General features: G+C 61.5%; 41 protein-coding genes. 36 read left to right on the top strand and 5 right to left on the bottom strand.

Features of this window, described 5'->3' with window-relative positions; translation table 11 throughout:
* The 5 genes from rpsS (at position 1) to AC6I9R_RS21480 (ending at position 2,371) form a co-directional block, all read left to right on the top strand.
* On the top strand, positions 1–279 hold the full coding sequence (gene rpsS / locus AC6I9R_RS21500; protein WP_461429227.1) for a 30S ribosomal protein S19: 279 nt from the start codon (positions 1–3) through the stop codon (positions 277–279).
* A complete protein-coding gene (rplV, locus tag AC6I9R_RS21495; RefSeq protein WP_461429228.1) occupies positions 276–656 on the top strand; it encodes a 50S ribosomal protein L22 in 381 nt (126 codons plus the stop codon). Before rpsS ends, rplV begins: the two co-directional genes overlap by 4 nt.
* On the top strand, positions 656–1,399 hold the full coding sequence (gene rpsC, locus AC6I9R_RS21490) for a 30S ribosomal protein S3 (protein WP_257894201.1): 744 nt from the start codon (positions 656–658) through the stop codon (positions 1,397–1,399). The genes rplV and rpsC overlap by 1 nt, the downstream gene beginning before the upstream one ends.
* Before the next feature lie 13 nt (positions 1,400–1,412).
* On the top strand, positions 1,413–1,826 hold the full coding sequence (gene rplP, locus AC6I9R_RS21485; protein WP_461429229.1) for a 50S ribosomal protein L16: 414 nt from the start codon (positions 1,413–1,415) through the stop codon (positions 1,824–1,826).
* Positions 1,827–1,945: 119 nt separating this feature from the next.
* Positions 1,946–2,371, top strand: a complete 426-nt coding sequence (locus tag AC6I9R_RS21480) for a hypothetical protein (RefSeq protein ID WP_461429230.1) — start codon at positions 1,946–1,948, stop codon at positions 2,369–2,371.
* A 22-nt stretch (positions 2,372–2,393) separates the two neighbouring features.
* Here AC6I9R_RS21480 and AC6I9R_RS21475 read toward each other — a convergent pair whose 3' ends face one another.
* Together AC6I9R_RS21475 and AC6I9R_RS21470 are read right to left on the bottom strand one after the other, a co-directional pair.
* Positions 2,394–2,828 (bottom strand): DUF1569 domain-containing protein, encoded by a 435-nt coding sequence (locus AC6I9R_RS21475; protein WP_461429231.1) that lies wholly within the window; start codon positions 2,826–2,828, stop codon positions 2,394–2,396.
* Positions 2,829–2,876: 48 nt separating this feature from the next.
* Complete coding sequence (locus tag AC6I9R_RS21470; protein ID WP_461429232.1) at positions 2,877–3,635, bottom strand: hypothetical protein; 759 nt, start codon at positions 3,633–3,635, stop codon at positions 2,877–2,879.
* Positions 3,636–3,729: 94 nt separating this feature from the next.
* Here AC6I9R_RS21470 and AC6I9R_RS21465 point away from each other — a divergent pair, with 94 nt between their 5' ends.
* Together AC6I9R_RS21465 and AC6I9R_RS21460 are read left to right on the top strand one after the other, a co-directional pair.
* The gene (locus AC6I9R_RS21465) at positions 3,730–4,350 is read left to right on the top strand and encodes a 2OG-Fe(II) oxygenase family protein (protein ID WP_461429233.1); all 621 of its coding nucleotides are present in this window, start codon (positions 3,730–3,732) and stop codon (positions 4,348–4,350) included.
* An 89-nt stretch (positions 4,351–4,439) separates the two neighbouring features.
* On the top strand, positions 4,440–5,099 hold the full coding sequence (locus tag AC6I9R_RS21460; protein WP_461429234.1) for a class I SAM-dependent methyltransferase: 660 nt from the start codon (positions 4,440–4,442) through the stop codon (positions 5,097–5,099).
* A 119-nt stretch (positions 5,100–5,218) separates the two neighbouring features.
* Here AC6I9R_RS21460 and AC6I9R_RS21455 read toward each other — a convergent pair whose 3' ends face one another.
* Positions 5,219–6,004: an FkbM family methyltransferase gene (locus AC6I9R_RS21455; RefSeq protein WP_461429235.1), complete on the bottom strand. Its 786-nt coding sequence runs from the start codon at positions 6,002–6,004 to the stop codon at positions 5,219–5,221.
* 120 nt (positions 6,005–6,124) lie between these two features.
* On the opposite strand from AC6I9R_RS21455, the gene AC6I9R_RS21450 reads away from it, so the two are divergent.
* The 13 genes from AC6I9R_RS21450 to AC6I9R_RS21390 all read left to right on the top strand — a co-directional run bounded on the left by AC6I9R_RS21450 (position 6,125) and on the right by AC6I9R_RS21390 (position 12,445).
* Complete coding sequence (locus AC6I9R_RS21450; RefSeq protein ID WP_497863119.1) at positions 6,125–7,327, top strand: ATP-binding protein; 1,203 nt, start codon at positions 6,125–6,127, stop codon at positions 7,325–7,327.
* Between the two features lie 120 nt (positions 7,328–7,447).
* Complete coding sequence (rpmC, locus tag AC6I9R_RS21445; protein ID WP_461429236.1) at positions 7,448–7,684, top strand: 50S ribosomal protein L29; 237 nt, start codon at positions 7,448–7,450, stop codon at positions 7,682–7,684.
* A 3-nt stretch (positions 7,685–7,687) separates the two neighbouring features.
* Positions 7,688–7,918 (top strand): 30S ribosomal protein S17, encoded by a 231-nt coding sequence (gene rpsQ / locus AC6I9R_RS21440; RefSeq protein ID WP_461429237.1) that lies wholly within the window; start codon positions 7,688–7,690, stop codon positions 7,916–7,918.
* An 80-nt stretch (positions 7,919–7,998) separates the two neighbouring features.
* Entirely contained in the window at positions 7,999–8,367 is a 369-nt protein-coding gene (gene rplN, locus AC6I9R_RS21435; protein WP_461429238.1) for a 50S ribosomal protein L14, read from the top strand.
* A gap of 1 nt (position 8,368) precedes the next feature.
* A complete protein-coding gene (gene rplX / locus AC6I9R_RS21430; RefSeq protein ID WP_461429239.1) occupies positions 8,369–8,674 on the top strand; it encodes a 50S ribosomal protein L24 in 306 nt (101 codons plus the stop codon).
* A complete protein-coding gene (gene rplE, locus AC6I9R_RS21425; protein WP_461429240.1) occupies positions 8,674–9,234 on the top strand; it encodes a 50S ribosomal protein L5 in 561 nt (186 codons plus the stop codon). The genes rplX and rplE overlap by 1 nt, the downstream gene beginning before the upstream one ends.
* Before the next feature lie 18 nt (positions 9,235–9,252).
* Positions 9,253–9,558 carry a 30S ribosomal protein S14 gene (rpsN, locus tag AC6I9R_RS21420; protein ID WP_461429241.1) on the top strand — a complete coding sequence of 102 codons (306 nt, stop codon included), beginning with the start codon at positions 9,253–9,255 and terminating at the stop codon, positions 9,556–9,558.
* Between the two features lie 12 nt (positions 9,559–9,570).
* On the top strand, positions 9,571–9,963 hold the full coding sequence (gene rpsH / locus AC6I9R_RS21415) for a 30S ribosomal protein S8 (protein WP_461429242.1): 393 nt from the start codon (positions 9,571–9,573) through the stop codon (positions 9,961–9,963).
* 10 nt (positions 9,964–9,973) lie between these two features.
* A complete protein-coding gene (rplF, locus tag AC6I9R_RS21410; protein ID WP_461429243.1) occupies positions 9,974–10,507 on the top strand; it encodes a 50S ribosomal protein L6 in 534 nt (177 codons plus the stop codon).
* A gap of 11 nt (positions 10,508–10,518) precedes the next feature.
* A complete protein-coding gene (gene rplR / locus AC6I9R_RS21405) occupies positions 10,519–10,878 on the top strand; it encodes a 50S ribosomal protein L18 (protein ID WP_461429244.1) in 360 nt (119 codons plus the stop codon).
* A 171-nt stretch (positions 10,879–11,049) separates the two neighbouring features.
* A complete protein-coding gene (gene rpsE, locus AC6I9R_RS21400; protein WP_461429245.1) occupies positions 11,050–11,631 on the top strand; it encodes a 30S ribosomal protein S5 in 582 nt (193 codons plus the stop codon).
* Positions 11,632–11,634: 3 nt separating this feature from the next.
* Positions 11,635–11,823: a 50S ribosomal protein L30 gene (rpmD, locus tag AC6I9R_RS21395; RefSeq protein ID WP_461429246.1), complete on the top strand. Its 189-nt coding sequence runs from the start codon at positions 11,635–11,637 to the stop codon at positions 11,821–11,823.
* Positions 11,824–11,980: 157 nt separating this feature from the next.
* On the top strand, positions 11,981–12,445 hold the full coding sequence (locus AC6I9R_RS21390; protein WP_461429247.1) for a hypothetical protein: 465 nt from the start codon (positions 11,981–11,983) through the stop codon (positions 12,443–12,445).
* Here AC6I9R_RS21390 and AC6I9R_RS21385 read toward each other — a convergent pair.
* Complete coding sequence (locus AC6I9R_RS21385) at positions 12,442–12,990, bottom strand: hypothetical protein (RefSeq protein ID WP_461429248.1); 549 nt, start codon at positions 12,988–12,990, stop codon at positions 12,442–12,444. The genes AC6I9R_RS21390 and AC6I9R_RS21385 overlap by 4 nt on opposite strands.
* A gap of 143 nt (positions 12,991–13,133) precedes the next feature.
* On the opposite strand from AC6I9R_RS21385, the gene rplO reads away from it, so the two are divergent.
* The 8 genes from rplO to rplQ all read left to right on the top strand — a co-directional run bounded on the left by rplO (position 13,134) and on the right by rplQ (position 19,027).
* Positions 13,134–13,607, top strand: coding sequence for a 50S ribosomal protein L15 (gene rplO / locus AC6I9R_RS21380; RefSeq protein WP_461429249.1), 474 nt, complete (start codon positions 13,134–13,136; stop codon positions 13,605–13,607).
* 135 nt (positions 13,608–13,742) lie between these two features.
* Positions 13,743–15,113, top strand: coding sequence for a preprotein translocase subunit SecY (secY, locus tag AC6I9R_RS21375; RefSeq protein ID WP_461429250.1), 1,371 nt, complete (start codon positions 13,743–13,745; stop codon positions 15,111–15,113).
* Complete coding sequence (locus AC6I9R_RS21370) at positions 15,110–15,685, top strand: adenylate kinase (protein WP_461429251.1); 576 nt, start codon at positions 15,110–15,112, stop codon at positions 15,683–15,685. Before secY ends, AC6I9R_RS21370 begins: the two co-directional genes overlap by 4 nt.
* 173 nt (positions 15,686–15,858) lie before the next feature.
* Entirely contained in the window at positions 15,859–16,335 is a 477-nt protein-coding gene (locus AC6I9R_RS21365) for a DUF4760 domain-containing protein (RefSeq protein WP_461429252.1), read from the top strand.
* Positions 16,336–16,515: 180 nt separating this feature from the next.
* The gene (gene rpsM / locus AC6I9R_RS21360) at positions 16,516–16,884 is read left to right on the top strand and encodes a 30S ribosomal protein S13 (RefSeq protein ID WP_011453740.1); all 369 of its coding nucleotides are present in this window, start codon (positions 16,516–16,518) and stop codon (positions 16,882–16,884) included.
* A gap of 15 nt (positions 16,885–16,899) precedes the next feature.
* Positions 16,900–17,289 carry a 30S ribosomal protein S11 gene (gene rpsK / locus AC6I9R_RS21355; protein WP_461429253.1) on the top strand — a complete coding sequence of 130 codons (390 nt, stop codon included), beginning with the start codon at positions 16,900–16,902 and terminating at the stop codon, positions 17,287–17,289.
* Positions 17,290–17,400: 111 nt separating this feature from the next.
* Positions 17,401–18,417 carry a DNA-directed RNA polymerase subunit alpha gene (locus tag AC6I9R_RS21350; RefSeq protein ID WP_461429254.1) on the top strand — a complete coding sequence of 339 codons (1,017 nt, stop codon included), beginning with the start codon at positions 17,401–17,403 and terminating at the stop codon, positions 18,415–18,417.
* A 193-nt stretch (positions 18,418–18,610) separates the two neighbouring features.
* Positions 18,611–19,027: a 50S ribosomal protein L17 gene (gene rplQ / locus AC6I9R_RS21345; protein ID WP_461429255.1), complete on the top strand. Its 417-nt coding sequence runs from the start codon at positions 18,611–18,613 to the stop codon at positions 19,025–19,027.
* A gap of 78 nt (positions 19,028–19,105) precedes the next feature.
* Here rplQ and AC6I9R_RS21340 read toward each other — a convergent pair whose 3' ends face one another.
* Entirely contained in the window at positions 19,106–19,276 is a 171-nt protein-coding gene (locus AC6I9R_RS21340) for a hypothetical protein (RefSeq protein WP_461429256.1), read from the bottom strand.
* A gap of 207 nt (positions 19,277–19,483) precedes the next feature.
* On the opposite strand from AC6I9R_RS21340, the gene AC6I9R_RS21335 reads away from it, so the two are divergent.
* The 8 genes from AC6I9R_RS21335 (at position 19,484) to AC6I9R_RS21300 (ending at position 26,046) form a co-directional block, all read left to right on the top strand.
* Positions 19,484–20,095 (top strand): helix-turn-helix transcriptional regulator, encoded by a 612-nt coding sequence (locus AC6I9R_RS21335; RefSeq protein WP_461429325.1) that lies wholly within the window; start codon positions 19,484–19,486, stop codon positions 20,093–20,095.
* Between the two features lie 86 nt (positions 20,096–20,181).
* On the top strand, positions 20,182–20,763 hold the full coding sequence (locus AC6I9R_RS21330; RefSeq protein WP_461429257.1) for an acyl-homoserine-lactone synthase: 582 nt from the start codon (positions 20,182–20,184) through the stop codon (positions 20,761–20,763).
* A gap of 116 nt (positions 20,764–20,879) precedes the next feature.
* Positions 20,880–21,572, top strand: a complete 693-nt coding sequence (locus AC6I9R_RS21325; protein WP_461429258.1) for a hypothetical protein — start codon at positions 20,880–20,882, stop codon at positions 21,570–21,572.
* A 49-nt stretch (positions 21,573–21,621) separates the two neighbouring features.
* The gene (locus AC6I9R_RS21320; RefSeq protein WP_461429259.1) at positions 21,622–22,950 is read left to right on the top strand and encodes a replication-associated recombination protein A; all 1,329 of its coding nucleotides are present in this window, start codon (positions 21,622–21,624) and stop codon (positions 22,948–22,950) included.
* 285 nt (positions 22,951–23,235) lie between these two features.
* Complete coding sequence (gene crcB, locus AC6I9R_RS21315) at positions 23,236–23,613, top strand: fluoride efflux transporter CrcB (RefSeq protein ID WP_461429260.1); 378 nt, start codon at positions 23,236–23,238, stop codon at positions 23,611–23,613.
* Positions 23,610–24,674 (top strand): RluA family pseudouridine synthase, encoded by a 1,065-nt coding sequence (locus AC6I9R_RS21310; protein WP_461429261.1) that lies wholly within the window; start codon positions 23,610–23,612, stop codon positions 24,672–24,674. Before crcB ends, AC6I9R_RS21310 begins: the two co-directional genes overlap by 4 nt.
* Positions 24,675–24,679: 5 nt before the next feature.
* Positions 24,680–25,336 carry an HAD-IA family hydrolase gene (locus tag AC6I9R_RS21305; protein ID WP_461429326.1) on the top strand — a complete coding sequence of 219 codons (657 nt, stop codon included), beginning with the start codon at positions 24,680–24,682 and terminating at the stop codon, positions 25,334–25,336.
* Positions 25,333–26,046, top strand: a complete 714-nt coding sequence (locus AC6I9R_RS21300) for an ATP12 family chaperone protein (protein ID WP_461429262.1) — start codon at positions 25,333–25,335, stop codon at positions 26,044–26,046. Before AC6I9R_RS21305 ends, AC6I9R_RS21300 begins: the two co-directional genes overlap by 4 nt.
* Positions 26,047–26,265: the final 219 nt, after the last annotated feature.

Below are 26,265 nucleotides of genomic sequence, written 5' to 3'. Positions count from 1 at the left end.
ATGAGCCGCTCAGTCTGGAAAGGTCCTTTTGTCGACAGCTATGTCCTCAAGAAGGCCGAAAAGTCCAAAGAGTCCGGTCGCAACGAGGTCATCAAGATCTGGTCGCGCCGCTCCACCATCCTCCCGCAGTTCGTCGGTCTGACGTTCGGTGTCTACAACGGCCGCAAGCACGTGCCGGTGAACGTCACCGAAGACATGATCGGTCAGAAGTTCGGGGAATACTCGCCCACGCGGACCTACTACGGTCACGCCGCCGACAAGAAGGCGAAGCGCAAATGAGCAAGGAAAAGAACCCCCGCCGCGTCGCGGACAATGAGGCGATGGCCAAGCTGCGGATGCTGAAGACCAGCCCGCAGAAGCTGAACCTTGTTGCTGGCCTCATCCGTGGCCAGAAGGTTGAAAAGGCCCTGACGGACCTGACCTTCTCCAAGAAGCGCATCGCGGTTGACGTGAAGAAATGCCTTCAGTCGGCCATCGCAAACGCCGAGAACAACCACGGGTTGGACGTCGATGAGTTGGTCGTCGTGGAAGCCTGGGTTGGCAAGAACCTGACCATGAAGCGCGGACGCCCGCGGGCTCGTGGCCGGTTTGGCAAAATTCTCAAGCCGTTCGCTGAATTGACGATCAAGGTTCGCCAGGTCGAGGAGACTTCGTAATGGGACATAAGGTTAACCCCATCGGGATGCGTCTCCAGGTCAACCGGACCTGGGACAGCCGCTGGTACGCAGACACCAAGGACTACGGTGACCTGCTGCTGGAAGACATCAAGATCCGCGATTACATCAAGAATGGTTGGTGGGATTTTGTCGCGAAGCGCGACAAACGTCCGGCTGGCGATGCTGGTATTTCGAAGATCATCATCGAGCGTCCGCACAAGAAGTGCCGCGTGACCATTCATTCGGCACGTCCGGGTGTGATCATCGGCAAGAAGGGTGCAGACATCGAAGGCCTGCGCAAAGCTCTGTCCGAGATCACGGACAGCGAATTGCACCTCAACATCGTTGAGATCCGCAAGCCCGAGCTGGACGCGCGTCTCGTTGCCGAGAGCATTGCGCAGCAGTTGGAGCGTCGTGTGTCGTTCCGTCGTGCCATGAAGCGGGCGGTTCAGAACGCCATGCGGATGGGTTCGCTCGGGATCCGGGTGAACGTCGCGGGTCGTCTTGGCGGCGCCGAGATCGCACGGACCGAATGGTATCGTGAGGGCCGCGTGCCGCTTCACACCCTGCGGGCCGACATCGACTATGCACATGCCGAAGCCAAGACCGCTTACGGCATCATCGGAATCAAGACCTGGATCTTCAAAGGTGAAATCATGGAGCACGATCCGTCGGCCCATGACCGTCGCCAGCAGGAGCTTCAGGAAAGCGGTGGGGCCTCGCGCCCGCGCCGTGATCGCTGAGAGGGCTTGAGCAATGTTGCAACCAAAACGGACTAAGTTCCGCAAGATGCAGAAGGGCCGTATTCGCGGCGAAGCCAAGGGCGGATCGGACCTGACGTTCGGCACTTATGGCTTGAAGGCTCTGCAGCCCGAGCGCGTGACTGCGCGCCAGATCGAAGCCGCCCGTCGGGCCATGACGCGTCACATGAAGCGTCAGGGTCGCGTCTGGATCCGGATCTTCCCGGACACGCCGGTGACCTCCAAGCCCGTCGAAGTGCGTATGGGTAAGGGTAAGGGCTCGGTCGACTTCTGGGCCTGCAAAGTGAAGCCGGGCCGGATCATGTTCGAGATCGACGGTGTGGCCGAGCCCATCGCCCGTGAGGCCCTGCGCCTGGCCGCGATGAAGCTGCCGGTCAAGACCCGCACGATCGTGCGTGAAGACTGGTAAGATCGTAAGATCTGAGTGAGATTAGAGCTCCTGCCGAGCAATCGGCGGGGGCTTTGTCGTTAAAGGCGCGATTTTGACTGAGCTCCCGGTACTTTTGCAAGTTTCTGCGAGGAAATTCAGTGTTTGAGGTTGAGCCGACAAAAGAGACTCAGAGCATTTGTGATTGTTGTGGCAACCGTACCCACGCAATTATGGGATTTGTCCATGAGAGCAATGGCGACACACTTGCGCATTACACCATGCAGTGGACCGTCGAGATGCCATTCGACAGCCATCCAGCCAATTTCGACTTGATTTTTGGGCGCTGGGGTGAGGGCACGGGCAGCGATGATAGATGTGCCATCTCGCTCATTTACTATGAAGAAGCGGGTCGCCAGGGTGTCATGGTGATCAATGCCAAAGATCGTCCCGTGGCGAGCAGTAATCTCGTGTCGACTGCGTTGATGCGCGAAGACGTTGTAGGAACGGATCTTGCGAAGCAGGTCTTTGCCGTGTTCGATTCAGTTTTGCTTGGAGACAAAAGGCTAGCGCACTTTGATGGCTAGGGATCGGGTGATCGCGCAAGTGTCACACCTCCCGAACCTCATCCAGATGGTTCTCGATATGCATCAGGTGCGCTTTGGCGAATTGATCCTTGCCGAGCCGCCCGAAAGCGAAGTGGGGTTTTAGGGGGCCTTCGAATTTGCGGAAGGCCTCTAGCGAGACCCAGAGCCGTTGCAGGCCGTCTTCGGCGGAGGCCTCTGCGACGACCTCGCCGGGGATCGGCTCGTCCAATCCGTGGCTCATCTGGCCCCGGTGGTTGAAGACGGCGAAGGCGATTTTTCCGGCGGTCCATTGGAACAGCTTGGGCTTCTCCTGCGGGTAGCCGGACAGCGAGAACTCCACCCCCTGGGCCAGGTGGCTGAAGGTGCGGCCAAGGCCCCAGTCGCCGGTGGATTGGATCGCGGAGAGGTCGAGGTCCTCCAGGCGGCGAAAGGCGGTGTCGAGGGGATCTTGGGACATAGCGGGAAGGTTAACCGCACCGGGCCGGGGCCTGTCCAGTGCAAACCCTTAGCCATTGGGCCAGATCCGGGCGAGGCCGCCTTCAAACTCGGCCCAGGTCATCGCGGCGCTGTTGCCCGCGTAGCCTTCGTAATACGAGCGGCCATTGGGCAGGGGCAGGCCCGCCCAGATGCGGGCGAGGTTATGCATGAAGCGGGTCCGGGGCATTTGCCCGGCCTCGAACGCGCGCAGGCCCGCGTCTTCCAGCAGGATCAGGGCGAGGCTGTCCTGCACCTGGGGCGTGAAGCGGGTCTCTGGGCCGTATCCGCGGAGGCCTGCGACGCGGCGCAGGGTCTGGGGGATAAACTGGTAGCGGCCAATGGCGTGGGGCTGACCGGGGGTGGCAGCGATCCAGGCGTGAATCTCGCCAAGGGTCATCTGGGTGGGCGCGCGGGGTGGGTGGATGCGGGCGCCGTGTTGGACGGCGTCATAGCCAGCCGATCCGGCTTCGACGCGTGCGATCAGGGAGAGGAGTTGCGCGACGGGGCCCTGGGCGCCGAGCGCGCGGGGTACGGAAGGGGCGGCGCGGGCACGGGGCGGCAGGGGGGCAAAGAACCCCGTGCCGTCGCCTGCGAAAAGGGAGCCCGAAGACGACGTTGCAACAGGTGAGGCCCCGACAGACGACGTTTCAACTGACAGCGCCGTGGGGGCGGTGGCACCGCCGAGCAGGGGCCTGGCCGTCAGGGAGGCCAAGGGGGTGACGTCTGCCTGGGCCATGCCTGCAAGGGCAAGGCAAAGGGCAAATGCCCGAAGGATCAATCGCGCCATTCTGGCCTCTACCCATCGTCAGATAGCAGAGGCCTACCGCACATTCCTTTCCAAACCGTTGCGGCGGGCCGAGCGCCGCCCTACAACCCGCGCCATGGCCCAGATCAAATCCCTCTTCGTGACCCGCCTTTACCACGCCAAGCTGGCCGAGCTTGGCCCCGCCATCGACGCCGAAGAACTGGCCGATAGCTGCATCTCGGTCGCCGAGGACGACAGCGCGGGCCAGGACTGGTGCGAGGAGAACGGATTTCCGGGCTATACGTCTTATGCCTCGCTCACCGATCTGCCCTGGCGCTTTCCGATCTTCGCTGATGTCGTCACAGCGCTCGACGCCCATGTGGTGGCCTTCGCGGAAGATCTGGAGTTCGATCTGGACGGGCGCAAGCTGGTGCTGGAGGACATCTGGATCAACATCCTGCCCGAGGGCGGGACGCATTCCAGCCACATCCACCCCCATTCGGTGATCTCCGGCACGACCTATGTGCAGGTCCCGCCCGGCGCACGCTCGATCAAGCTGGAAGACCCGCGCCACGCGATGATGATGGCCGCACCCACGCGCAGGCCCGACGCCCGCGAACAACTGCGCGCCTTCGTCTACCCTGGCCCCGAGGCGGGCGACGTGCTGCTGTGGGAAAGCTGGCTGCGCCACGAGGTGCCGATGAACATGGACGAGGACGACCGCATCAGCGTCAGCTTCAATTACCGTTGGGAATAGCATCGCCCTTGATTGCGCGCCCATCTGCGTGTTGACTGCGCCGCAACCAAAACGCGGGCGCGAACCCGCATATCAGGCGGAGCAGGCAAATGGCGGGCGGAAACCCCATTGGATATCTCACGGAAGCCTCCAAGGTGGAGAGCTTTGAGCATTTCAAAGAGCATATGGAACAGTCGATGCTGTTCCGGAACAAGGACAAGAACCGCGAGTATGCGATCAAGCGGGCCATCGGCAATGAGGTGGCCGATGGCTTGTACGTAGAGCTTGGGGTTGCGGGTGGCGACGGGTGTCGTTTGTTCGGCAACATGCTGAAGCCGCACGGGTTGGAGATGACCGGTTTCGACAGTTTCGAGGGGCTGGAAGAGGATTGGACCGGCATGCAGTCGGGCCGCGAAGTCGGCGCCTTCACCCAGGCCGGAGAGCTGCCGAAGGTGCCCGACAATGTCACGCTGGTCAAAGGCTGGGTTCAGGACACGCTGCCCGGGTATCTGGAAGACACGGGCAAGGCGCCGTTCGCCTTCGTGCATATGGATATGGATACCTACACGCCCACGGCCTACGCCATGGCGGCGATCAAGTCGCGGCTGCGCAAAGGGACGGTCATCCTGTTTGATGAGTTGTACGGCTATCCCGGCTGGAAGCACCACGAATACAAGGCGTTGCAAGAGACGCTGAACGAGGCCGATTATCGCTACATCTGCTTTTCGACCGAGTCTGTCGCCATCGAGATGCTGCGCAAGCCGAAGTGACGGTTAAAGCGTTCCGCCAGAAACCTGAACCACAGCTTTTGGGGGAGCGTAGTGCAAGGCTTGATCGTTGCACGTGCGCCCCTCCTCTATCTGATGTCTCAGGTTAAAGGCGGGACGCTTTAGGCGGGCACGGCCCAGATGTTGTGCCCGATGACCTCGTCCACCTGGTAGCCCATATCGGAGAGGAGGTCTTGCGTCCGCTCCCGCTCATCCCCGCGCTGGAAGGCCTCGATCACCAGATGCGGCTGGCAGCGCGCAATGGTGTCGCGCGCACCCGATAGGACGGCGTCCTGCATCCCCTCCACATCGATCTTGATGAAGTCGATGTCGGTCAGGTCGAAGCTGTCGAGCGGGCGGATGGGAATGGCGCCATCCGAGCCTTCGCTGAGGCTGGCGCGCAGGGTGGTGGAGCCGAGGTTGGCGGGATTGAAGATCTCCACATCCGCCGTGGTGTCCGTGGCGCCGAGGCCCACGGGATGCACGGTGATCTGATCCGGCCCGTTGAGGTCGGCGTTGCGCTGCAGGATGGCCTGCATATGGGGCATCGGCTCGAAAGCATGGACTTGGGCGGCCCGGCAGAGCTTGGCGAAATAGACGCTGTGGTTGCCGATATTGGCGCCTGCATCGACGAAGGTTTTTCCGGGCGAGATCCGCTCGCGGATGCGTTCCAGAAGGGCGGCCTCATAGAAGGTGCGCGACAGCATGATGACGCGCTGGACGGCATCGAGCCAGCCGTCGGGGACATGGAAGCGGATCTGTTCGCCCCGGTGGGGGAAGGTGACGGTCTTGTCGTCGGGCAGGGATTGGAAGACCTGATGGGCGAGGAGGCGCTCGGTCATCTGGGTGTTTTGGCGGGTGTGCCGGATGAGGGCGTCGAGCTTCTTGTGGGTTTTGGGGTCGTCCATGGGGAGCCTCTCGCCGGGGATGGGGAGAGTGTGGCGTGGGGGGGCGGGGAAGGGAAGGGTTGAGTGCTAACGAGAACTAATAAGAACTATCAATTACTGGTTAGTTATGGTTAGTACTCGATAGTTGAACGACGCATAGGATGTTCCCGTGGATCCTTTAAGAAATCCATTTTCGCCAGGTGCGGGCTCACGACCTCACGACCTCCTGAGCTCGCAGGCCGTGAGGAGATCGTCGAAGCTTCCGAGATCGCGTTGAAACGCGCCCTTCTGGGTAGAAACTCTCAAAGCCAGATTTTCCTGGGGCTGCGTGGCACGGGAAAGACCGTTCTACTTAATGAAGTGTTAGACCAAGCTGAAAGCAGCAACTACCTTACTTCCTTCGTGGAGGCGCCAGAAGATAAGCCATTAACAGAGTTGCTTTATCCCTCCATGCGGCAGGTCTTGCGCAAGCTTTCAGCAGCAGAGGGAGCAAAGCAATTGGCTGTGGGAGGTCTACGGGCATTGCGTGGCTTTGCCAGTGTGTTCAAGATTTCCGCAGGAGCAGTCGAAATTGGGGTGGAGCCGGAGCCTGGAGTTGCGGACAGTGGTAACCTAGAGATTGATCTTGCCGAGATGTTCGAAGCGATTGGACGAGCCGCAAAAGCAGCTGGTCGCGGTTGGGCGCTGCTGATCGACGAGGTGCAATATTTACAGGAAGAAGAACTCGCTGCAATTATTGTAGCGGTACATCGAATGTCGCAACGCAACTTGCCAGTGCGTGTCTTTGCTGGTGGTTTGCCTCAGATCGCAAAGCTCTCGGGCGACGCAAAAAGCTATGCGGAACGGCTGTTTGTTTTTCCTAGTGTCGGGCCCCTTGACGCTATCGAAGCTGCGAATGCAATAACGAAGCCACTCGCGGAAGAGGAAGCAGAAATTGAGGGCGAGGCTCTAGATACCATTATCTTGCGAACTCAAGGATATCCGTTTTTTCTGCAAGAGTGGGGACACCATGCTTGGAACGCTGCAGATAGTAGTCCAATTACCGTGGCCGACGTTGAAGTCGCGAACGAAAAAGCGTTAGCTCGTTTGGATGATGGGTTTTTCAGGGTGCGGTTCGACCGTTTGACCAAGGCCGAAGTCGACTATGTCAAAGCGATGGCGCAGCTAGGAGTTGGGCCATACAAGGTCAACGATGTTGCGAAGGCTCTGGGGATGCAGCCAAAGTCTTTAGGGCCAAGACGTGCGAGCATCATCAAAAAGGGGATGATTTACGCGCCTTCTTACGGGGAGATTGCGTTTACAGTTCCGTTGTTTGAGGATTTTCTGCAGCGAACCCACCTTTGACTTGTGCAGAGCTCGTTTGGCCCCTATACGCCACTTTCATTCACCGAACTCCACCAGAATCACGGTGACCCTGCGACCACACTGCAAGGGGCTGTCTGGTGATGTTGAAAGGAACAGCGCATGAGCGCCCAAGAACTGCGTGACAAGACGCCGGATCAGCTTCGTGATGAACTGACGGCTCTGAAGAAGGAAGCGTTTAACCTGCGTTTCCAACAGGCCACTGGCCAAATCGAAAACACCGCCCGGATGCGTCAGGTTCGCCGTGACGCGGCGCGTGTTAAGACCATTCTGAACGAAAAAGCGGCCGCTGCCGCAAATTCTAACGATCAGCGCGCCTCTGGCGCGACGGAGGCCTAAGATATGCCCAAACGCATCCTGTCCGGCACCGTGACCAGCGACGCCAACGAGCAAACCGTGACCGTCTCCGTGGAGCGTCGCTTCAAGCATCCGGTCATGCAGAAGACGATCCGTAAGTCCAAGAAGTACCGGGCTCACGATCCGCAGAACACCTTCAAGGTGGGCGACACCGTGCGCATTCAGGAATGCGCGCCTGTCTCCAAATCCAAACGCTGGGAGGTGATCGCCAACTAGGCGGCCCCCTCTCAAACTAATCGAAACCCCCGGACCAATGTGCCCCTCAAAGGCCGGTTCGGGACGTCGGGAGAAACCAAATGATCCAGATGCAGACTAATCTGGATGTTGCTGACAACAGCGGCGCACGCCGTGTTCAGTGCATCAAGGTTCTGGGTGGTTCCAAGCGTAAGTACGCCTCCGTCGGCGACGTGATCGTCGTCTCGGTGAAGGAAGCCATCCCGCGTGGTCGCGTGAAGAAAGGCGACGTCCGTAAGGCCGTTGTCGTGCGCACCGCCAAACAAGTTCGTCGCGACGACGGCACGACCATCAGCTTCGACAGCAACGCCGCCGTGATCCTCAACAACAACAACGAGCCCATGGGCACCCGTATCTTCGGGCCGGTTGTTCGCGAGCTGCGCGCCAAGAACTTCATGAAAATCATCTCGCTCGCCCCGGAGGTGCTGTAAGATGGCTGCTAAACTGAAAAAGGGCGACAAGGTCGTCGTGTTGGCGGGCAAGGACAAGGGCAAGCAGGGCGAGATTTCGTCTGTGATGCCGGCGGCCGGCAAAGCCATCGTGGACGGCGTGAACATCGCCATCCGCCACACCAAGCAAAGCCAGTCCAGCCAGGGGGGCCGCATCCCGCAAGCGATGCCGATCCAGCTGAGCAACCTGGCGCTTCTGGATGCAAACGGCAAAGCGACCCGCGTCGGCTTCAAGATGGAAGACGGCAAGAAGGTGCGTTTCGCCAAGACCACGGGGGACGTGATCTAATGTTGGACACAGCCAATTATACCCCGCGCCTGAAAGCCAAATTCGCCGACAGCATCAAAGCTGCGCTGAAAGAGGAATTCGGCTATAAGAACGACATGCAGATCCCGCGTCTTGAGAAGATCGTTCTCAACATCGGATCCGGTGCCGAGTCGGTGCGTGACACCAAGAAAGCGAAGTCGGCCCAGGAAGACCTGACCGCCATCGCCGGTCAGCACGCCGTCGTCACGAAGGCCAAGAAGTCCATCGCTGGCTTCCGTCTGCGTGAAGATCACCCCGTGGGCGCGAAAGTGACCCTGCGCGGCGACCGCATGTATGATTTCCTTGATCGTCTGACCACCATCGCGATGCCCCGTATCCGGGACTTCCGGGGTGTGAAGCCGTCCTTCGATGGTCGTGGCAACTTCGCCATGGGCATGAAGGAGCATATCGTGTTCCCCGAGATCAACTTCGACAAGGTCGATGTGAACTGGGGCATGGATATCATCATTGTCACAACGGCGAATACCGACGCCGAGGCGAAGTCGCTTCTGAAGCACTTCAACATGCCCTTCAACGCCTGACGCGAAAGGAACGAACACATGGCAAAAGTCTCCATGGTCCAACGCGAGCTTAAGCGTCAGCGTCTTGTGGCAAAATACGCCACCAAACGCGCTGCGCTCAAAGAGATCGCAACCGATGAATCGAAGCCGATGGAAGAGCGCTTCAAGGCACGCCTGAAACTGGCGAAATTGCCCCGCGATAGCTCGGCCACCCGTCTTCACAACCGTTGCCAGCTGACCGGGCGCCCGAAGGCGTACTACCGCAAGCTGAAAATGTCGCGGATCAAGCTGCGTGATCTGGCCTCTGTTGGTCAGATCCCCGGCATGGTCAAGTCCAGCTGGTAAGGGAGCAAAGATATGAATGATCCCATCGGTGATATGCTGACCCGCATCCGGAACTCCCAGATGCGCGGAAAGTCCACAGTCGAGACCCCGGCCTCCAAGCAGCGCGCCCGCGTTCTGGATGTGCTTGCGGACGAAGGCTACATCCGCGGCTATGAGGCCACGACTGGTAAAGACGGCCACCCGGCTTTCGAAATCAGCCTGAAGTACTATGAAGGTACCCCGGTTATCCGTGAGCTGAAGCGCGTGTCCAAACCTGGCCGTCGCGTCTACATGGGTGTGGGCGAGATCCCGCAGGTCCGCCAAGGCCTGGGCGTCTCGATCGTCTCCACCTCCAAGGGCGTTATGTCCGATGCAAGTGCTCGCACCAACAATGTTGGCGGCGAAGTGCTCTGCACCATCTTCTAAGGAGGCCTGAATGTCTCGTATTGGTAAAAAACCGGTCGAGCTGCCCGGGGGTGTCGAAGCCTCCGTGTCAGGTCAGACCATCGAAGTGAAGGGCCCCAAGGGGACCCGCAGCTTCAAGGCAACCGACGACGTCTCGCTGGCGATCGAGGATAATGCCATCTCTGTGACGCCGCGTGGCAAGTCCAAGCGTGCGCGTCAGCAGTGGGGCATGTCCCGTACCATGGTGCAGAACCTCGTCACCGGCGTGTCCGACGGCTTCAAGAAAGAGCTTGAGATCCAGGGTGTGGGTTATCGCGCGCAGATGCAGGGCAATGTCCTGAAGCTGTCGCTGGGGTATTCCCACGACGTCGACTTCACCGTTCCCGAGGGCATCACCGTGACTTGCCCCAAGAACACCGAAGTCATCATCGAGGGCAACGACCAGCAGGTCGTTGGTCAGGTCGCAGCAAACATTCGCGAGTGGCGCGCGCCGGAGCCCTATAAGGGCAAGGGCATCCGCTACAAGGGCGAGTATATCTTCCGTAAGGAAGGCAAGAAGAAGTAAGGGCTGGCATAATGGCACTAAGCAAACGAGAGCTGTTCCAGAAGCGCCGCCTGCGCAACCGGAACAAAATGCGGAAGATGGCCAACGGACGTCCGCGTCTGTCGGTGCATCGTTCGAACAAGAACATCTCTGTCCAACTGATCGACGACCTCAACGGCGTGACCCTGGCTTCGGCCTCTTCGCTGGAGCCGTCGCTGGGTGTGGTTGGCAAGAACAACGTCGAGGCGTCGGCCAAGATCGGCGTTGCGATTGCCGAGCGGGCAAAGAAGGCCGGCGTCGAGGAATGCTACTTCGACCGCGGCGGCTTCCTGTTCCACGGGCGTGTGAAGGCTTTGGCCGACGCCGCGCGTGAGGGTGGCCTGAAGTTCTAAGACAGCGTGGCGGTGCACAATGAATGTGCACCCTACGCGAAACGCGAAACCTGTAGGGTGCACATTCATTGTGCACCCTCGATGATCCGGCTTTCGCATCCAAGGATGCGCTGGACTTGGATTGAGACAATCGACGCAACAAGGCGTCTGTAAATACGAAGGATTTGCCACATGGCAGAACGTGAGAACCGGGGACGCGGCCGTGGCCGTAACCGCGAAGAAGAAACACCGGAATTTGCAGACCGTCTGGTCGCGATCAACCGTGTGTCCAAGACCGTAAAAGGCGGTAAGCGCTTTGGTTTCGCAGCCCTCGTGGTTGTGGGCGACCAGCGTGGCCGTGTGGGCTTCGGCAAGGGTAAGGCCAAAGAGGTGCCCGAGGCGATCCGCAAGGCGACCGAGCAGGCCAAGCGCCAGCTGATCCGTGTGCCGCTGAAAGAAGGCCGCACGCTGCACCACGACGTCAAAGGTCACCACGGTGCCGGCAAGGTCGTGATGCGCACCGCGCCTGAAGGGACCGGGATCATCGCCGGTGGTCCGATGCGTGCCGTGTTCGAGATGTTGGGCGTGAAGGACGTTGTGTCCAAATCGACCGGCTCCCAGAACCCCTACAACATGATCCGTGCCACGCTGGACGGTCTGCGCAACGAGTCGAGCCCCCGTCAGGTGGCCTCGCGTCGTGGCAAGAAAGTTGCCGACATCCTGCCCAAGCGTGATGACGCCCCCGCCGCTGACGCGGCAACCGAGGAGGCCTAAACCATGGCAAAGACAATCGTCGTCAAGCAGATCGGCTCGCCGATCCGCCGCCCCGAGATCCAGCGCAAGACGCTGATCGGCCTGGGCCTGAACAAGATGCACAAGACCCGCGAGCTGGAGGATACCCCCTCCGTGCGCGGCATGGTCAACAAGATCCCGCATCTGGTGGAAATCATTGAAGAGCGTGGCTAAGTCCCCCGGCGAAAAACGCAGCTAGGCTGCGCCATTTCCCGATCAAAGTTTTAATACCCCGGTCTTTTGGCCGGGGTATTTTCATTTCCGGCGTAACGGCAAAACTTCGACACAATTCCATTTTAATTGGTTTCCAAATTGTTTCTTTTTCGGATTCGTGCCGTTGCCCATCGAATACGCAATATCGACCGAGCTGAATGTCATGCTCGCCCGGTGGTGGGGTGACGTCGAGATTGGCGAGTATCGAGAGTTGTTCGCCGCCTATCTGCGCGACGAGAACTATCAGGTCGGCCGTCCCGAGATCTGTGACCTGTCCGACGTGCAAGAGCTGGACGCCGATTTCGCCCGCATTTGGTCGATCCTGACCATGGTCAACGCCCAGACCGGCGGCGAGCCTGTGAAGACGACCTGTGTGATTTACGCGCCCAACGAGACCCACTACGGCCTGGCGCGGATGTATCAATCCCTGGCCGAGAACGCGGATGGGATCCAGGTGGCGGTCTTCCGGGACGAGGCGACGGCGATGGCGCATCTGAACCTGCCGGGCCCCTCGCTGAAGGCCCTGCGTGAAAGCCACGGGTTTCACCCGCCAACCCCAAACCCGGATCAGGACAGCCCTTAGCGGAACTCGACCGAGATCGCCTCGGACGTCACCCGCGTGCCATTGCCGAACTGGTACGAGCCCGTCTGCATCCAGCCCTGGGGCATCAGCACCGCATCACCACTAAGAATCGTCCGCCCGCCCGTATCGGTGATGGTAAAGGCAAAGCCCCCCGGTATCGGCGTGGTGGTGCGGATCAGCTCGCTTCGGGTACCGTTGGCCAGAACCTCCGTATAGGTGCAGCGCCCCATGGTGCGGTTGCAGCGGTGCGGGGTCCAGGTGTCGGTGCCGACATTGGGGCGCACGCGGCGCATCAGGTTGCCGTCGTGATCCGTGTAGTCGGTAAACAGCAACTGCCCCGACGGCTGCGCGCCGTTGTAGGTCTCGTAAACAAAGAGGCCCGGCGTGTTGATCCCCAGCATCAGGTGCGTGTAGACGGCGCCTTGGCTGTTGCGCACCGTCACCACTGACCCTTCGCCGATCTGACCCACCGGAATGGCAATGTCCTGCGCGGTTGCCGCACCCGAGAACAGAATGGCTGCGGCGGTCAAAAGACGGCGGATCATGGAAGCTCCAAAACATGTTGCGCCAGATGTGACTCGCGCTTATACGCCCACGGTGGCCCAATCCGGGGCTACAGACAACATTGCAAACGCCGTGGTCGGCCGCTCCCGTCGCTGGGGGCCGCATCCGGCAAAGGAGAAGCGACATGAAACTGCATGAACTCAGTGATAATCCAGGCGCCATCAAGAAACGCAAGCGCGTTGGCCGTGGTCCCGGTTCCGGCACCGGTAAGATGGGTGGCCGGGGTATCAAAGGTCAAAAGTCCCGCTCGGGTGTGGCGATCAACGCCTATGAGGGTGGCCAAATGCCCCTCTACCAGCGTCTGCCGAAGCGCGGCTTCAACAAGCCCAACCGCAAGAAGTTTGCCGTGGTGAACCTGGGCCTGATCCAGAAGTTCATCGACGCGGGCAAGCTGGACGGCAAGGCTGACATCACCGAGGACGCGCTGGTCGCCTCGGGTCTCGTGCGCCGCAAGCTGGACGGCATCCGCGTGCTGGCCAAGGGTGAAGTTTCGGGCAAGCTGAACATCTCGGTCACGGGCGCTTCCAAAGCGGCGATTGACGCCGTTGCAGCCGCCGGTGGCGCGCTGACTGTGGCGGCCCCCGCTGCGGCTGAGTAACCCATCACGGGTTTTTTGGCCCGGGTAACGGTTGTGGGCGGGGACCTCTCCGCCTACATCACTTCTTAAGGTTTTCTCGCGCCGCAGGCTCCCACACCGGGGTCATGCGGTTTTGCGCATATTGGGTGGAACAGCATGTCATCAGCAGCGGAGCAAATGGCCGCCAACATGAGCTGGAAAGCGTTCGGTAAGGCAACCGAGCTGAAACAGCGCATCTGGTTCACTCTGGGCCTTCTGATCATTTACCGGATCGGAACCTACATTCCGGTGCCCGGCATCGACCCGATCGAGCTGCGCGCCTTCTTCGACAGCGCGGCAGCGGGCCTGGGGGGCGTGCTGAACATGTTCACCGGCGGTGCGCTGTCCCGGATGGGCGTCTTTGCGCTGGGGATCATGCCCTACATCTCGGCCTCGATCATCGTGCAGCTGATGACGGCGATGGTGCCGTCACTGGAGGCGTTGAAGAAAGAGGGTGAGGCCGGGCGCAAGAAGATCAACCAATACACCCGCTACGGCACGGTGGCGCTGGCCACGGCGCAGGCTTACGGCCTTGCGGTATCGATGGAATCGGGCGGCCTGGCCACCGATCCCGGCTGGTTCTTCCGCGCGGCCTGCGTGATCACGCTGGTCGGCGGCACCATGTTCCTGATGTGGTTGGGCGAGCAGATCACCCAGCGCGGCATCGGTAACGGTATCTCGCTTATCATTTTCGTCGGCATCATCGCCGAGCTTCCCGCCGCCCTGGCACAGTTCTTCGAGACGGGCCGTTCCGGCGCGCTGAGCACGCCCGCGATCCTGGGCGTGATCGTGATGCTGATCGCGACGTTGTTCTTCGTCGTCTTCATGGAGCGGTCTCTGCGGAAAATACACATCCAGTACCCACGCCGTCAGGTTGGCATGAAGGTCTATGACGGCGGCTCCAGCCACTTGCCGATCAAGGTGAACCCGGCGGGCGTGATCCCGGCGATCTTCGCCTCGTCGCTGTTGCTTCTGCCCACCACGCTGACGACCTTCGGCGGGGCGGAGGGCAATGGCCCGGTGCTCAGCTGGATCCTGGCGAACTTCGGGCCCGGCCAGCCGCTTTACCTGATCTTCTTTGCCTCGATGATCGTGTTCTTCACGTATTTCTACACCCTCAACGTGTCGTTCAAGACCGAGGATGTGGCCGACAACCTGAAGAACCAGAACGGCTTCATTCCAGGCATCCGCCCCGGCGCGCGGACGGCGGAATACCTGGAATATGTGGTGCGGCGCATCCTGGTTTTGGGCTCTGGCTACCTGGCGTTGGTCTGCATGATGCCTGAAATCGTGCGCACCAACCTTTCCATTACGGCCTACTTCGGCGGCACCTCGATCCTGATCATTGTGTCGGTGGGGATGGACACGGTGCAACAAATCCAGTCTCATCTGCTGGCTCACCAATACGAGGGCCTGCTGGAGAAATCGCAGCTGCGCGGTCGCAAGGGTGGGGGCAAGAAACCTCGGAAGGGACCCGCGCGCAGATGAACATTATTCTACTAGGACCGCCGGGTGCGGGAAAAGGAACGCAAGCCGGAATACTCGTTGAGAAACGCGGCATGGTTCAACTTTCGACGGGCGACATGCTACGCGCCGCCCGCACCAGCGGGACCGAGATGGGTAATCTTGTGGCGGGCGTCATGGATCGTGGAGAGCTTGTGACCGATGAGATCGTCATCGGCCTGATCCGCGAGCAGCTGGAAAAGGGTGGCTCTGGCTTCATCTTCGACGGCTTCCCCCGGACGTTGGCGCAGGCCGATGCGCTGGCGGATCTGCTGGCAGAGGTTGGCGAAACGCTGGACCACGTCATCGCGATGGAAGTGAACGACGAGGCCCTGGTGGGTCGCATCGTCAACCGCGCCAAGGAAGCCGCTGCCGCAGGCGAGCCCGTGCGCGCGGACGATAATGAGGAAAGCCTCAAGATCCGTCTGATGGAATACTACAAGAAGACCTCTCCACTGCTGGGATATTACCACGCGAAGGGCCAGCTGCGCTGGGTTCCGGGCCTGGGTGAGATCGATGAGGTTTCGGCTGGGATCGCGGGCATTCTGGACGCTTAACTTGTTTGAAACGCGTTTTGCGCCTATATTAAGGGCGTGGACGTAACTTTATGGAGGCGACCTGATGATCGCACGTGAAGGATACCGTGACTGAACCCTTTCTTTTGGGTTTCCAAATAGCTGGCGCCGCGGAAGGAATTCCCGCGGCGTTTCGTTTTTTATGGGTCCCGCTATTGGCCGCTGTCGTGTCGGGTATCACGGCCTTCTGGGTGTCGAACCGCACGATCCGCGCCAATCAGGATATCGCGCGCAAACGGGCGACGCTTGACCTGATCGAACGCTCGGAATCCACAGATTTCTATTTGTCCGTCTACGCCGCCTTCAAAGAGGTCCTGGCCAGCAACGCAGGGTTCGAGCAGATCAAGGACCCCACCATGCCCGCCGTGATGGAACAGCGCCGCAAGGTCATCGCCTTTCTCAACCATTACGAGTTGGTCGCCATCGGGATCGAGCAGGGGATTTTGGACGAAAGCCTCTACCGCGATTTCATGCGGGGAACGGTTGTCCGCCACTGGGCGCGGGCCGAAGAATTCGTGACCCATCTGCGGTCTGACACGCCCGATAGCCGGGCGCCGAAAGCGTTCGAAAAATTCGAAGCGCTGGCCCTGAAATGGGAGACCCCGGAAGAGCGGAAAAGGCGCCTTTCCTGACGGGGGACGCGGCCTATTGACCTTTCATCCAATGGGGCATACATCCCGCATCTTACCGGGAATCAGATGCGCATTTGACCCCGACAGATTACCTCGCAAGCCCGGCGCGCAATGCCCGGGCTTACGTTGTGAAAAAAGGGCCTGGCATGACGGGCTCGCAACGAAAAGGATATGCCACACATGGCACGTATTGCCGGGGTTAACATCCCCACCGCCAAGCGCGTTCCGATCGCGCTGACCTATGTCACCGGAATTGGCCACACCTCTGCTGCCGCGATCTGCGAAGCCGTTGGCATTGACGTCACGCGCCGCGTGAACGAGCTGTCTGACGCCGAAGTTCTCGCCATCCGCGAGCACATCGACGCCAACTATGCTGTTGAGGGTGACCTGCGTCGAGAGACCCAGATGAACATCAAGCGTCTGATGGACCTCGGTTGCTACCGTGGCCTGCGTCACCGCCGCAACCTGCCTGTTCGCGGTCAGCGCACCCACACCAACGCTCGCACGCGCAAAGGCCCCGCAAAGGCCATTGCCGGCAAGAAGAAATAAGGGAGGGCTGATAGCATGGCTCGCGATCGTCGCCCCGCAAAGAAGAAGGTCTCCAAGAACATCGCCGCAGGCGTTGCTCATGTGAACTCTTCGTTCAACAACACCAAGATCCTGATTTCCGACGTGCAAGGCAACGCCATTTCCTGGTCGTCCGCCGGTACGATGGGCTTCAAGGGCTCGCGGAAATCCACGCCGTTTGCCGCCCAGATGGCCGCAGAAGACGCGGGCAAGAAGGCGCAAGACCACGGCGTGCGCACGCTGGAAGTCGAAGTGCAGGGCCCCGGCTCTGGCCGTGAAAGCGCGCTGCGTGCCCTGGCCGCTCTGGGTTTCCAGATCTCGTCCATCCGCGACGTGACGCCCATGGCGCACAACGGCTGCCGTCCGCCCAAGCGCCGCCGCGTCTAAGCTGATTTCTCTACTTCCCCTCGCGTCGTTCCGAACGGCGCGGGGTGACGTCATTTTGAACCTCGAGCGTGTCGGACTTCGGATCCCACCGACACAAGAATGGAGGGACGTATGATCCATAAAAATTGGCAAGAGCTGATCAAACCCACCCAGCTGGTTGTCCAGCCGGGCAATGATCCTGCGCGTAAAGCAACCGTGGTTGCCGAGCCGCTTGAGCGTGGGTTTGGCCTGACCCTTGGTAACGCGCTGCGGCGTGTTCTGATGTCCTCGCTGCAAGGCGCGGCGATCACGTCGGTGCAAATCGACGGCGTTCTGCACGAGTTCTCCAGCGTCGCTGGCGTGCGTGAAGACGTGACCGACATCGTGCTGAACCTCAAGGGTGTGGCGATCCGCATGGACGCCGAAGGCCCCAAGCGCGTGTCGATCTCGGCCAAAGGCCCACGTGTTGTCACCGCCGGTGACATCAGCGAGAGCGCAGGCATCGACGTCCTGAACAAGGACCACGTGATCTGCCACCTCGACGATGGCGCGGATCTCTACATCGAGTTGACGGTCAACACCGGCAAAGGCTATGTCGCCGCCGACAAGAACCGGCCCGAGGATGCGCCGATTGGCCTGATGCCGATCGATGCCATTTACTCTCCGGTCAAGAAGGTGTCCTACGACGTGCAGCCCACCCGTGAGGGCCAGGTGCTGGACTACGACAAGCTGACGCTGAAGCTGGAAACCGACGGCTCGCTGACGCCGGACGATGCCGTGGCCTATGCCGCGCGGATCATCCAGGACCAGCTGTCGATCTTCGTGAACTTCGATGAGCCCGAGTCCGCGACCCGTCAGGACGATGAGGATGATCTGGAATTCAACCCGCTTCTGCTGAAGAAGGTTGATGAGCTGGAACTGTCTGTCCGCTCGGCCAACTGCCTGAAGAACGACAACATCGTCTACATCGGGGATCTGATCCAGAAGACCGAAGCCGAGATGCTGCGCACGCCGAACTTCGGTCGCAAGTCCTTGAACGAGATCAAGGAAGTGCTGTCGGGCATGGGCCTGCACCTGGGCATGGACATCGTCGATTGGCCGCCCGACAACATCGAAGAGTTGGCCAAGAAGTACGAAGACAACTTTTGAACCCCTAGGGTGCGCAATGAATGCGCACCCTACGAAAACGTGCGGTGCGCAATGAATGTGCACCCTACGACGACCCGGGTGTAGGGTGCACATTCATTGTGCACCGCTCCGCCCCAAGGAGAGGCCACCGCAACGCATGGGGGCCCAGACAAAGCAAAATCGCCCGTAGAGGGCACCAAATTGGAGAGATGACATGCGTCACGCCCGCGGATACCGCCGCCTGAACCGGACCCATGAACACCGCAAAGCGATGTTCTCGAACATGTGCGGCTCGCTCATTGAACATGAGCAGATCAAGACCACCCTGCCCAAAGCCAAGGAACTGCGTCCGATCATCGAGAAGATGATCACGCTCGCCAAGCGCGGCGACCTGCACGCGCGCCGTCAGGCCGCCTCGCAGCTGAAGCAGGACAAGGACGTTGCCAAGCTGTTCGAGGTTCTTGGCCCCCGCTACGCGGAGCGTCAGGGCGGCTACGTGCGCATCATGAAGGCGGGTTTCCGCTATGGTGACATGGCGCCGATGGCGATCATCGAGTTCGTCGACCGCGACATCGACGCCAAGGGTGCGGCAGACCGCGCCCGCGTGGAGGCCGAGGCCGACGCGGAGTAATCCGCGCGCCTTTCGCGCACGAAAAACCAAGGGCCCCTCGCACCGGCGGGGGGCTTTTTCGTTTTAAATCCGGGGTGTTCAGGACTTGCGCGCGCGCGTGGGGGTGTTGGCGGGCGCGGCCTCGGACAGACGCAGGATTTCGTCAGCCGCCAAAGGCGTCTGGCCGATGAATTCCAATAGATCGGTGCGCGTATCGGGGGAAAGCCTCATGAGACGCGCAAAAAGATCGGGCTCGATCCGTTTGTCCATAATAGTCTCGCCTGCTTGCTGGAGCGTTTCGGTTTGAACCTGCGGTAGCAGATCAAGTCGAACCGCCCATGACGATTGGATGCTGCGCGCGTTCCGGGACAAGCGGGTGTCTCAGGTTTGTCTTGAAACGCCGTAACCGATTGATAATCAATCTTGACCACCCTTGAGGCAACCTATCTAAATGGACATGTCTATTTGGTGGGGTCCATGACAAAAGCGCCGGTTCTCGACTTGTTGCTGCACGAGCTTTCGTTGGCAGCACCTGCTGGTTTCGCCGTTGGTCTCCACATTCGCTACGTCTCGCCATTGATCATGGTGAACACATATCCAGATGTCTGGCAGGAGGTGTACACGTCTAAACTCTATGGTCTGCGAGACCCGACGCTTGCCTGGGGGCTAAGCCATACGGGAACCCGACGTTGGAGCCAGATCGGCCTGCCAGATCCCTTTGGGATCCTGCAAGAATCCGCTGAATACGGCCTCAAATACGGGATGATCGCATCCATCGGACCTATGTCTTCTCGCACCATCGCAGGGGCCAGCCGCGCGGATCGCGAGTTTGGCGACGACGAGATGGAGCTTGTCTACCGGATCGTGCACCGCATGCACGATCTGTCGGAACCGCCGGCCCGTCTGAGTAAGGCGCAAGCCGACGCCCTAAAGTGCATCGCGGAGGGGGACCGCCATGCTGCTGCTGCCGCGAAACTCGGCATATCCGAAAGCGCTTTCAAAGCGCGTCTGACGTCTGCACGTCAAAAACTGATGGCGCGAACCACGGCAGAAGCCGTGCAGAGGGCCAAGGAGTACGGATTGATTTGAGGGGAAGGGCCGCAGCGCCCGCATGAGAGACCTTGAAGCGGTGTGTCCAGTTGAACTGACTCACCTCACAGGAGCCTTCTATGCAAATGACGACTCTCTCATTCGAGAACTTCCACACCCACGGCCCACTCTTCACCAATATGCTCAAAGCCCGCCACCGCACCTTTATCGAGGAGATGGGCTGGGAAATCCCGTCCGAGGGTAACATGGAGTTCGATCAATACGACACCGCCCAAAGCCGCTGGGTCTGCGTCCACGATGGTAGCCGCGTGCTGGCGGGCGTGCGGTTGACGCCGACGACGGCGTCGTGCGGGATCTACAGCTACATGGTGCGCGACGCGCAGCGGGGTCTGCTGGATGCGATCCCGGCGAACCTGCTGGATGAGGACGCACCGATTGCCAGCCACATCTGGGACGCCAACCGCCTGTTCGTCGCCGAGGGCGTCGAGACGGACATCCGCCGCGAGGTTCAGCTGTCCCTGATGGGTCATATGGTCCGCTCGGCCCGCGAGTTGGGGGCGACCACGCTTCTGGGTCTTCTGCCCATCGGGATCCCGCGGCTGGGTCGTCGTCTTGGGATCGATATGGAGCCCGGCGGGCCGGTCATGAAAATCGGGGGCGTGGCCCATCGCTGCTACTTCGTGACTATGGCCTCCAAGATGCACTAGGCGCGCGAGGCTGGGGTGCTCAAGCTTGAGCACCCTGGTCAACCCATTGCAACAGAACGAAAAACGCTTTTTCGTTAACCTTTTCTTAACCCCGTTCCAAGCAGAGAAACCGCGCCGTGCCGGAGATCACAACCGCAACGATCCTGTTGGGGATCGTGTTGGGCTTCACCTTTTCCGTCCTGGCCCGGCGCCTTTGGGGGCGGCAGATCTTCGTGCCTGTGGCGCTCGCCCTTGGGGTCGGGGCGGCTTACGCCCTCCCGCTTACAGGCCCCGCCCTCACCCGGGCCTGGGCCGCGACGGGCCTGCCGCATTTGACCGGCGACGCGATCTTCATCGGGCTTTGGTGCGCGCTTCTGGTCGTGGCCCTTCTGCCCAAGGGACGGCTTGGCGGCTGGGGCCGGGCGGGCGTGGGTGTGATCACCCTGTTTGCCACGGCCTACGGGGTGCCCCTGCTGCTCGACCGGGCCACAGGCACCTACCAAAACGCATCCCTGCACGCGGATGTGAACCACTGCACCGACGGCATGTTGGGGCAGGTGCAGCCGCGCGCGGTCACCAACACCTGCGACACGCCGATCACCGTGGGCCTCTGCCTGCCGGGGGAGGTAAACCCCAACCCCTGCGCGCAATCCCATCGCCTGGCCCCCGGCGAAACCACAATGCTGGACCCCGGCACCGCGCGCCTGTCGAGCGCGCCGGGCAACCCCGGCGGCTTGACCGTGGTGGCCTGCCGCCCGCCAGACCGCCCCTCGCGCTGGGGCAATGTGACGGGGCGCGGCTATCGCGGGGTCTGTTTACCGCCCCTTTAGACAGGTAGCCGATCTGGCGTCCGGGCGGGCAGGGGCGTAGTCTGTGCCCATGCCTGACCTGTTCGACACGCCAGCAACCCCCGGCGCTACCGCCGGAAGCGACACGCCCAAGGGCCCGCGCCCTTTGGCGGATCGGCTGCGGCCCCGGTCGCTGGAGGATGTCATCGGGCAGGATCATCTGCTGGGCCCCGAGGGTGCGTTGCGGGTGATGCTGGACAGCGGCGCGCTGACCTCGCTGATCTTTTGGGGCCCGCCGGGTGTGGGCAAGACCACCATCGCCCGGCTTCTGGCTGACGAGACATCGCTGAACTTCGTCCAGATCAGCGCGATTTTCACCGGCATGCCGGACCTGCGCAAGGTCTTCGAGCAGGCCAAGATCCGCCACGCCAACGGGCAGGGCACGCTGTTGTTCGTCGATGAAATCCACCGCTTCAACAAGGCGCAACAGGATGGGTTCCTGCCCCATATGGAGGACGGCACGATCCTTCTGGTGGGCGCCACGACGGAAAACCCCTCGTTCGAGTTGAACGCCGCTGTCATGTCCCGCTCTCAAGTCATGGTGCTGGAACGGCTGGACGACGCGGCGCTTGAACAGATCCTCGCCCATGCGGAGCTGGAGTTGCACCACCCGCTACCGCTGCGCCCCGAGGCGCGGCAGGCCCTGCGCGACATGGCCGACGGCGACGGGCGCGCCATGCTGAACCTGGCCGAACAGGTGGCGGCCTGGAAGGTCGACAAGCAGTTGAGCGTGGAAGAGTTGGGCACCCGCTTGCAGCGGCGTGCGGCGCAATATGACAAGTCGGGTGAGGCCCATTACAACCTGATCTCGGCCCTGCACAAATCGGTGCGCGGCTCGGATCCGGACGCCGCTTTGTACTGGTTCGCCCGGATGTTGGAGGGGGGCGAAGACCCCCGCTACCTGGCGCGCCGGATCACACGGATGGCGGTCGAGGACATTGGCTTGGCCGACCCCCAGGCGCAACGGTTCTGCCTGGAGGCCTGGGAGATCTATGAACGGTTAGGTAGCCCGGAGGGCGAATTGGCGCTGTCCCAGGCCGTGACCTACCTGGCGCTGGCGCCTAAATCCAACGCCTCCTACGTGGCCTACAAGGCCGCGCGCGCCTCCGCCAAATCCACCGGCTCGGCGATGCCGCCCAAGAACATCCTGAATGCGCCGACGTCGATGATGAAGGATCAGGGGTACGGGAAGGGCTACGAGTACGACCATGACAGCGAAGACGGGTTTTCCGGCGCGAATTACTTCCCGGAAACGATGTCGCGCCCGAAATTCTACGACCCAAAAGAGCGAGGGTTCGAGAGGGACCTGAAGAAGCGGGTGGAATGGTTTGAAGGCCTGCGCAAGAAGCGCAAAAAGTAAGCTGCGAGGAGGGGGTGCGCCTCGCCAGAGGCGGAGGCCCGAGGAGGGGCGGCCTGGTTGTGCCGAGCCCCGCCCTCGACGGGCCGCGGTGCGGCGAACTTACGGACATTCTGGATCGCTTTATGGTTGCCAAGTCATCGTTCAGAAGGAACGACGCACCAAGATCAGACAAATCGCCGTGCCGGGGGGCGGCCCGTCGATAGCGGGGCGGCTGCGCCGCTGTTAACCCGCTTGGGGCGTCCAGCTATCGTTGACATCCCCGTCGCGGCATTCCATCCCACGCCCATGATTGCTGTCCTACAAGTTGCCCTCGGCGGTGCCCTCGGCTCGGTGCTGCGCTACCTCACCGGTGTCGCGATGCTGCGCGCCTTGGGCCATGGCGCGTTTCCGCTGCCGATCCTGACCGTCAACGTCGTGGGCTCGTTCCTGATGGGCGTCTTCGTCGTCTACGCCGCGCACCGGGGCCTGACGCATCTGTCGCCCCTGGTGATGACCGGGTTCCTGGGCGGGTTCACCACGTTCTCCGCCTTCTCGCTAGAGACCGTCACGCTTTATGAGCGGGGCGATCTGGGGCAGGCGGCGCTTTACGTGGCGCTCTCGGTGGGGCTGTCGATCGTCGGGTTAATGGCGGGCCTGTGGGTCGCGCGGGGGATCTTCGCATGAGTGGTGTGCAGACGCTTGAAATCGGCCCGGACGAGGGCGATCAGCGGTTGGACCGTTGGTTCCGCCGCATCTTCCCCCATGTCCCCCAGGGGCGGATCGAGAAGATGTGCCGCAAGGGCGAGATCCGCGTCGATGGCGGACGGGTGAAATCCAACACCCGTCTGGAAGTGGGGCAGATGGTGCGCATCCCGCCCCTGCCCGATGCCGAGCAGATGGAGAAGGTGCGCGGGGCGCAATCGGTACAGCCCAGGCGGATCAGCGAGGCCGATGAGAAGATGATCCGCGCCGCGGTGATCTACCGCGACGACCATATCATTGCGCTCAACAAGCCCGCCGGGCTGCCGACCCAAGGCGGCACCGGCCAGGCGCGCCATGTCGACGGCCTGGCCGAGGCGCTGACGTTTGGTTTCGACGAGAAGCCGAGGCTGGTGCATCGGCTCGACAAGGACACCTCGGGCGTGTTGCTGCTGGCGCGCACCCGGATGGGGGCCAAGGCGCTGACCGACGCGTTCCGGCTGCGCAGTACGCGGAAGATCTATTGGGCGGCTGTGGCGGGCTCACCCCTGCCGCGGATGGGCACGATCAAGCTGGGTCTGGTGAAAGCGCCCGGCCACGGGCGCGGCGGCGAGAATGAGAAGATGCGCGCCGTGCCGGTGGATGAGATCCCCCACGTGGAGGGCGCCAAGCGGGCCGAGACGGATTACGCCGTGCTGTCGAACCTCGGCGGGCGCGTATGTTGGTGCGCGCTGGTGCCGATCACCGGCCGAACGCACCAGCTGCGCGCGCATATGGCCGAGATCGGGCATCCGATCATCGGTGACGGCAAGTATGGGGGCAGCGGTCAGGAAAACCTGGGTGATGGCTGGGGCGCGCAGTTGGGCGGCGACATCAGCCGCAAGTTGCACCTGCACGCGCGCAGCCTGAGCTTCCGGCACCCGATGACGGGCGCGCAGATCAACCTCGTGGCGCCGCTGCCGTCGCATATGGAAAAGACCTGGGCGACGCTGGGCTGGGACCCGCGCGATGTGCTCGCCGACCCGTTCGAGGATGAGCCGTTTTGAAGCTGGTGATCTTCGATGTGGATGGCACGTTGGTGGACAGCCAGGGCCATATCCTGGCCTCGATGGAGGGGGCGTTTGCGGCCCATGGGCTGACGTCTCCGGGACGCGAGGCGGTGCTTTCCATCGTTGGGCTCTCGCTGCCCGAGGCGTTTGTGCGGCTGGTGCCGGACCATGCGGACAAACGTGATAGCCTGACGCAGGCCTACAAGGACACGTTCATGGACCTGCGCAAGACGGGGCAGGCGCATTCGCCGCTTTACCCGGGCGCGGCGGAGGTGCTGGCGGAGCTGGCGGCGCGCGATGATGTGGTCCTGGGCGTGGCGACGGGGAAATCTCGGCGCGGCCTCGATCATCTGATCGAGGTGAATGGGTGGGAGCGGCTGTTTCAGACGCTTCAGGTGGCCGATCATCACCCCTCCAAACCGCATCCGTCGATGGTGGAGACCTGCCTGGCCGAAACCGGGGTAGAACCCGCCGATGCCGTCATGGTGGGCGACACCAGTTACGATATGGAGATGGCGCGCGGGGCGGGCGTGCGGGGCTTGGGCGTCAGCTGGGGCTACCACGCCGACGCCGCCCTGACCGGCGCGGGCGCGGTGCGGATCCTGCGCGGGTTCGACGAGATGCCGGGCGCGCTGGCAACCTTGTGGGAGGTCCCATGACCGAGTGGAAAGCGAAACGGTTCTGGAAAGAGGCGAGCGTTGCCGAGGCCGAGGGGGGCTTTCGCGTGATGCTGGACGGGCGCGGCGTGAACACGCCGGGCAAGCTGCCCTTGGTCATGCCCACCCGCGCGATGGCAGAGGCCGTGGCGGCGGAATGGAACGCCCAGGAAGACGAGATCAAGCCCCTGACGATGCCGCACACGCGGTCCGCCAATTCGGCGATTGAGCGAGTCACGCCGCAGTGGACCGAGGTCACGGATATGCTGCTGGAATACGCCGAGACGGATGTTTTGTGCTACCGCGCCGAGGGGCCGGACGAGCTGACGCAACGTCAGGCTGCGGAATGGGATCCGATGCTCGACTGGGCCGCCGAGGCGCTGGACGCGCGGCTGGAGCCGCGTGCGGGCGTGATGTGGGTCAGCCAACCTGCCACATCAGTGGAGGCGCTGGACCGCACCCTGCGCCAGATCACCCCTTTTCCGATGACGGCGATGCACGATCTGGTCACGCTGACGGGGTCGCTGATCCTGGGTCTTGCCGTCGCAAAAGGGCACATTTCGGCCAAGGAAGCTTGGCGTTTGAGCCGAATCGATGAGACCTGGCAGATCGAACAATGGGGCGCTGACGCGGAAGCAGAAGAGGCCGCAGCGATCAAAGAGGCCCAATTGTTGCACGCGGAAGCATTTTGGGCCCTCTGCTTCGATAAGTGATTGCTTGTGCGCCTATCCCCCGCATGTATTGCGCATTTTGGCGGCATTTGCTGAACGGATGGGCGAAAACGATCCGTTTCTGCCCCCCTTTCCCACCGTCTTGCCCTTGACCTTGTGTACAAGATTTGCCCATTTTGACGCATACGAGGGTTCAACAGGCCCTCGTGGCATATGCCAATGCTCGACAGGTCGCGCAAAGATGATCTGCCGGGCGGTTCC

Source organism: Gymnodinialimonas sp. (genome assembly GCF_059726805.1).
The sequence above is the reverse complement of the archived record's forward strand: the minus strand, read 5'-3'. Positions and strand labels throughout refer to the sequence as shown.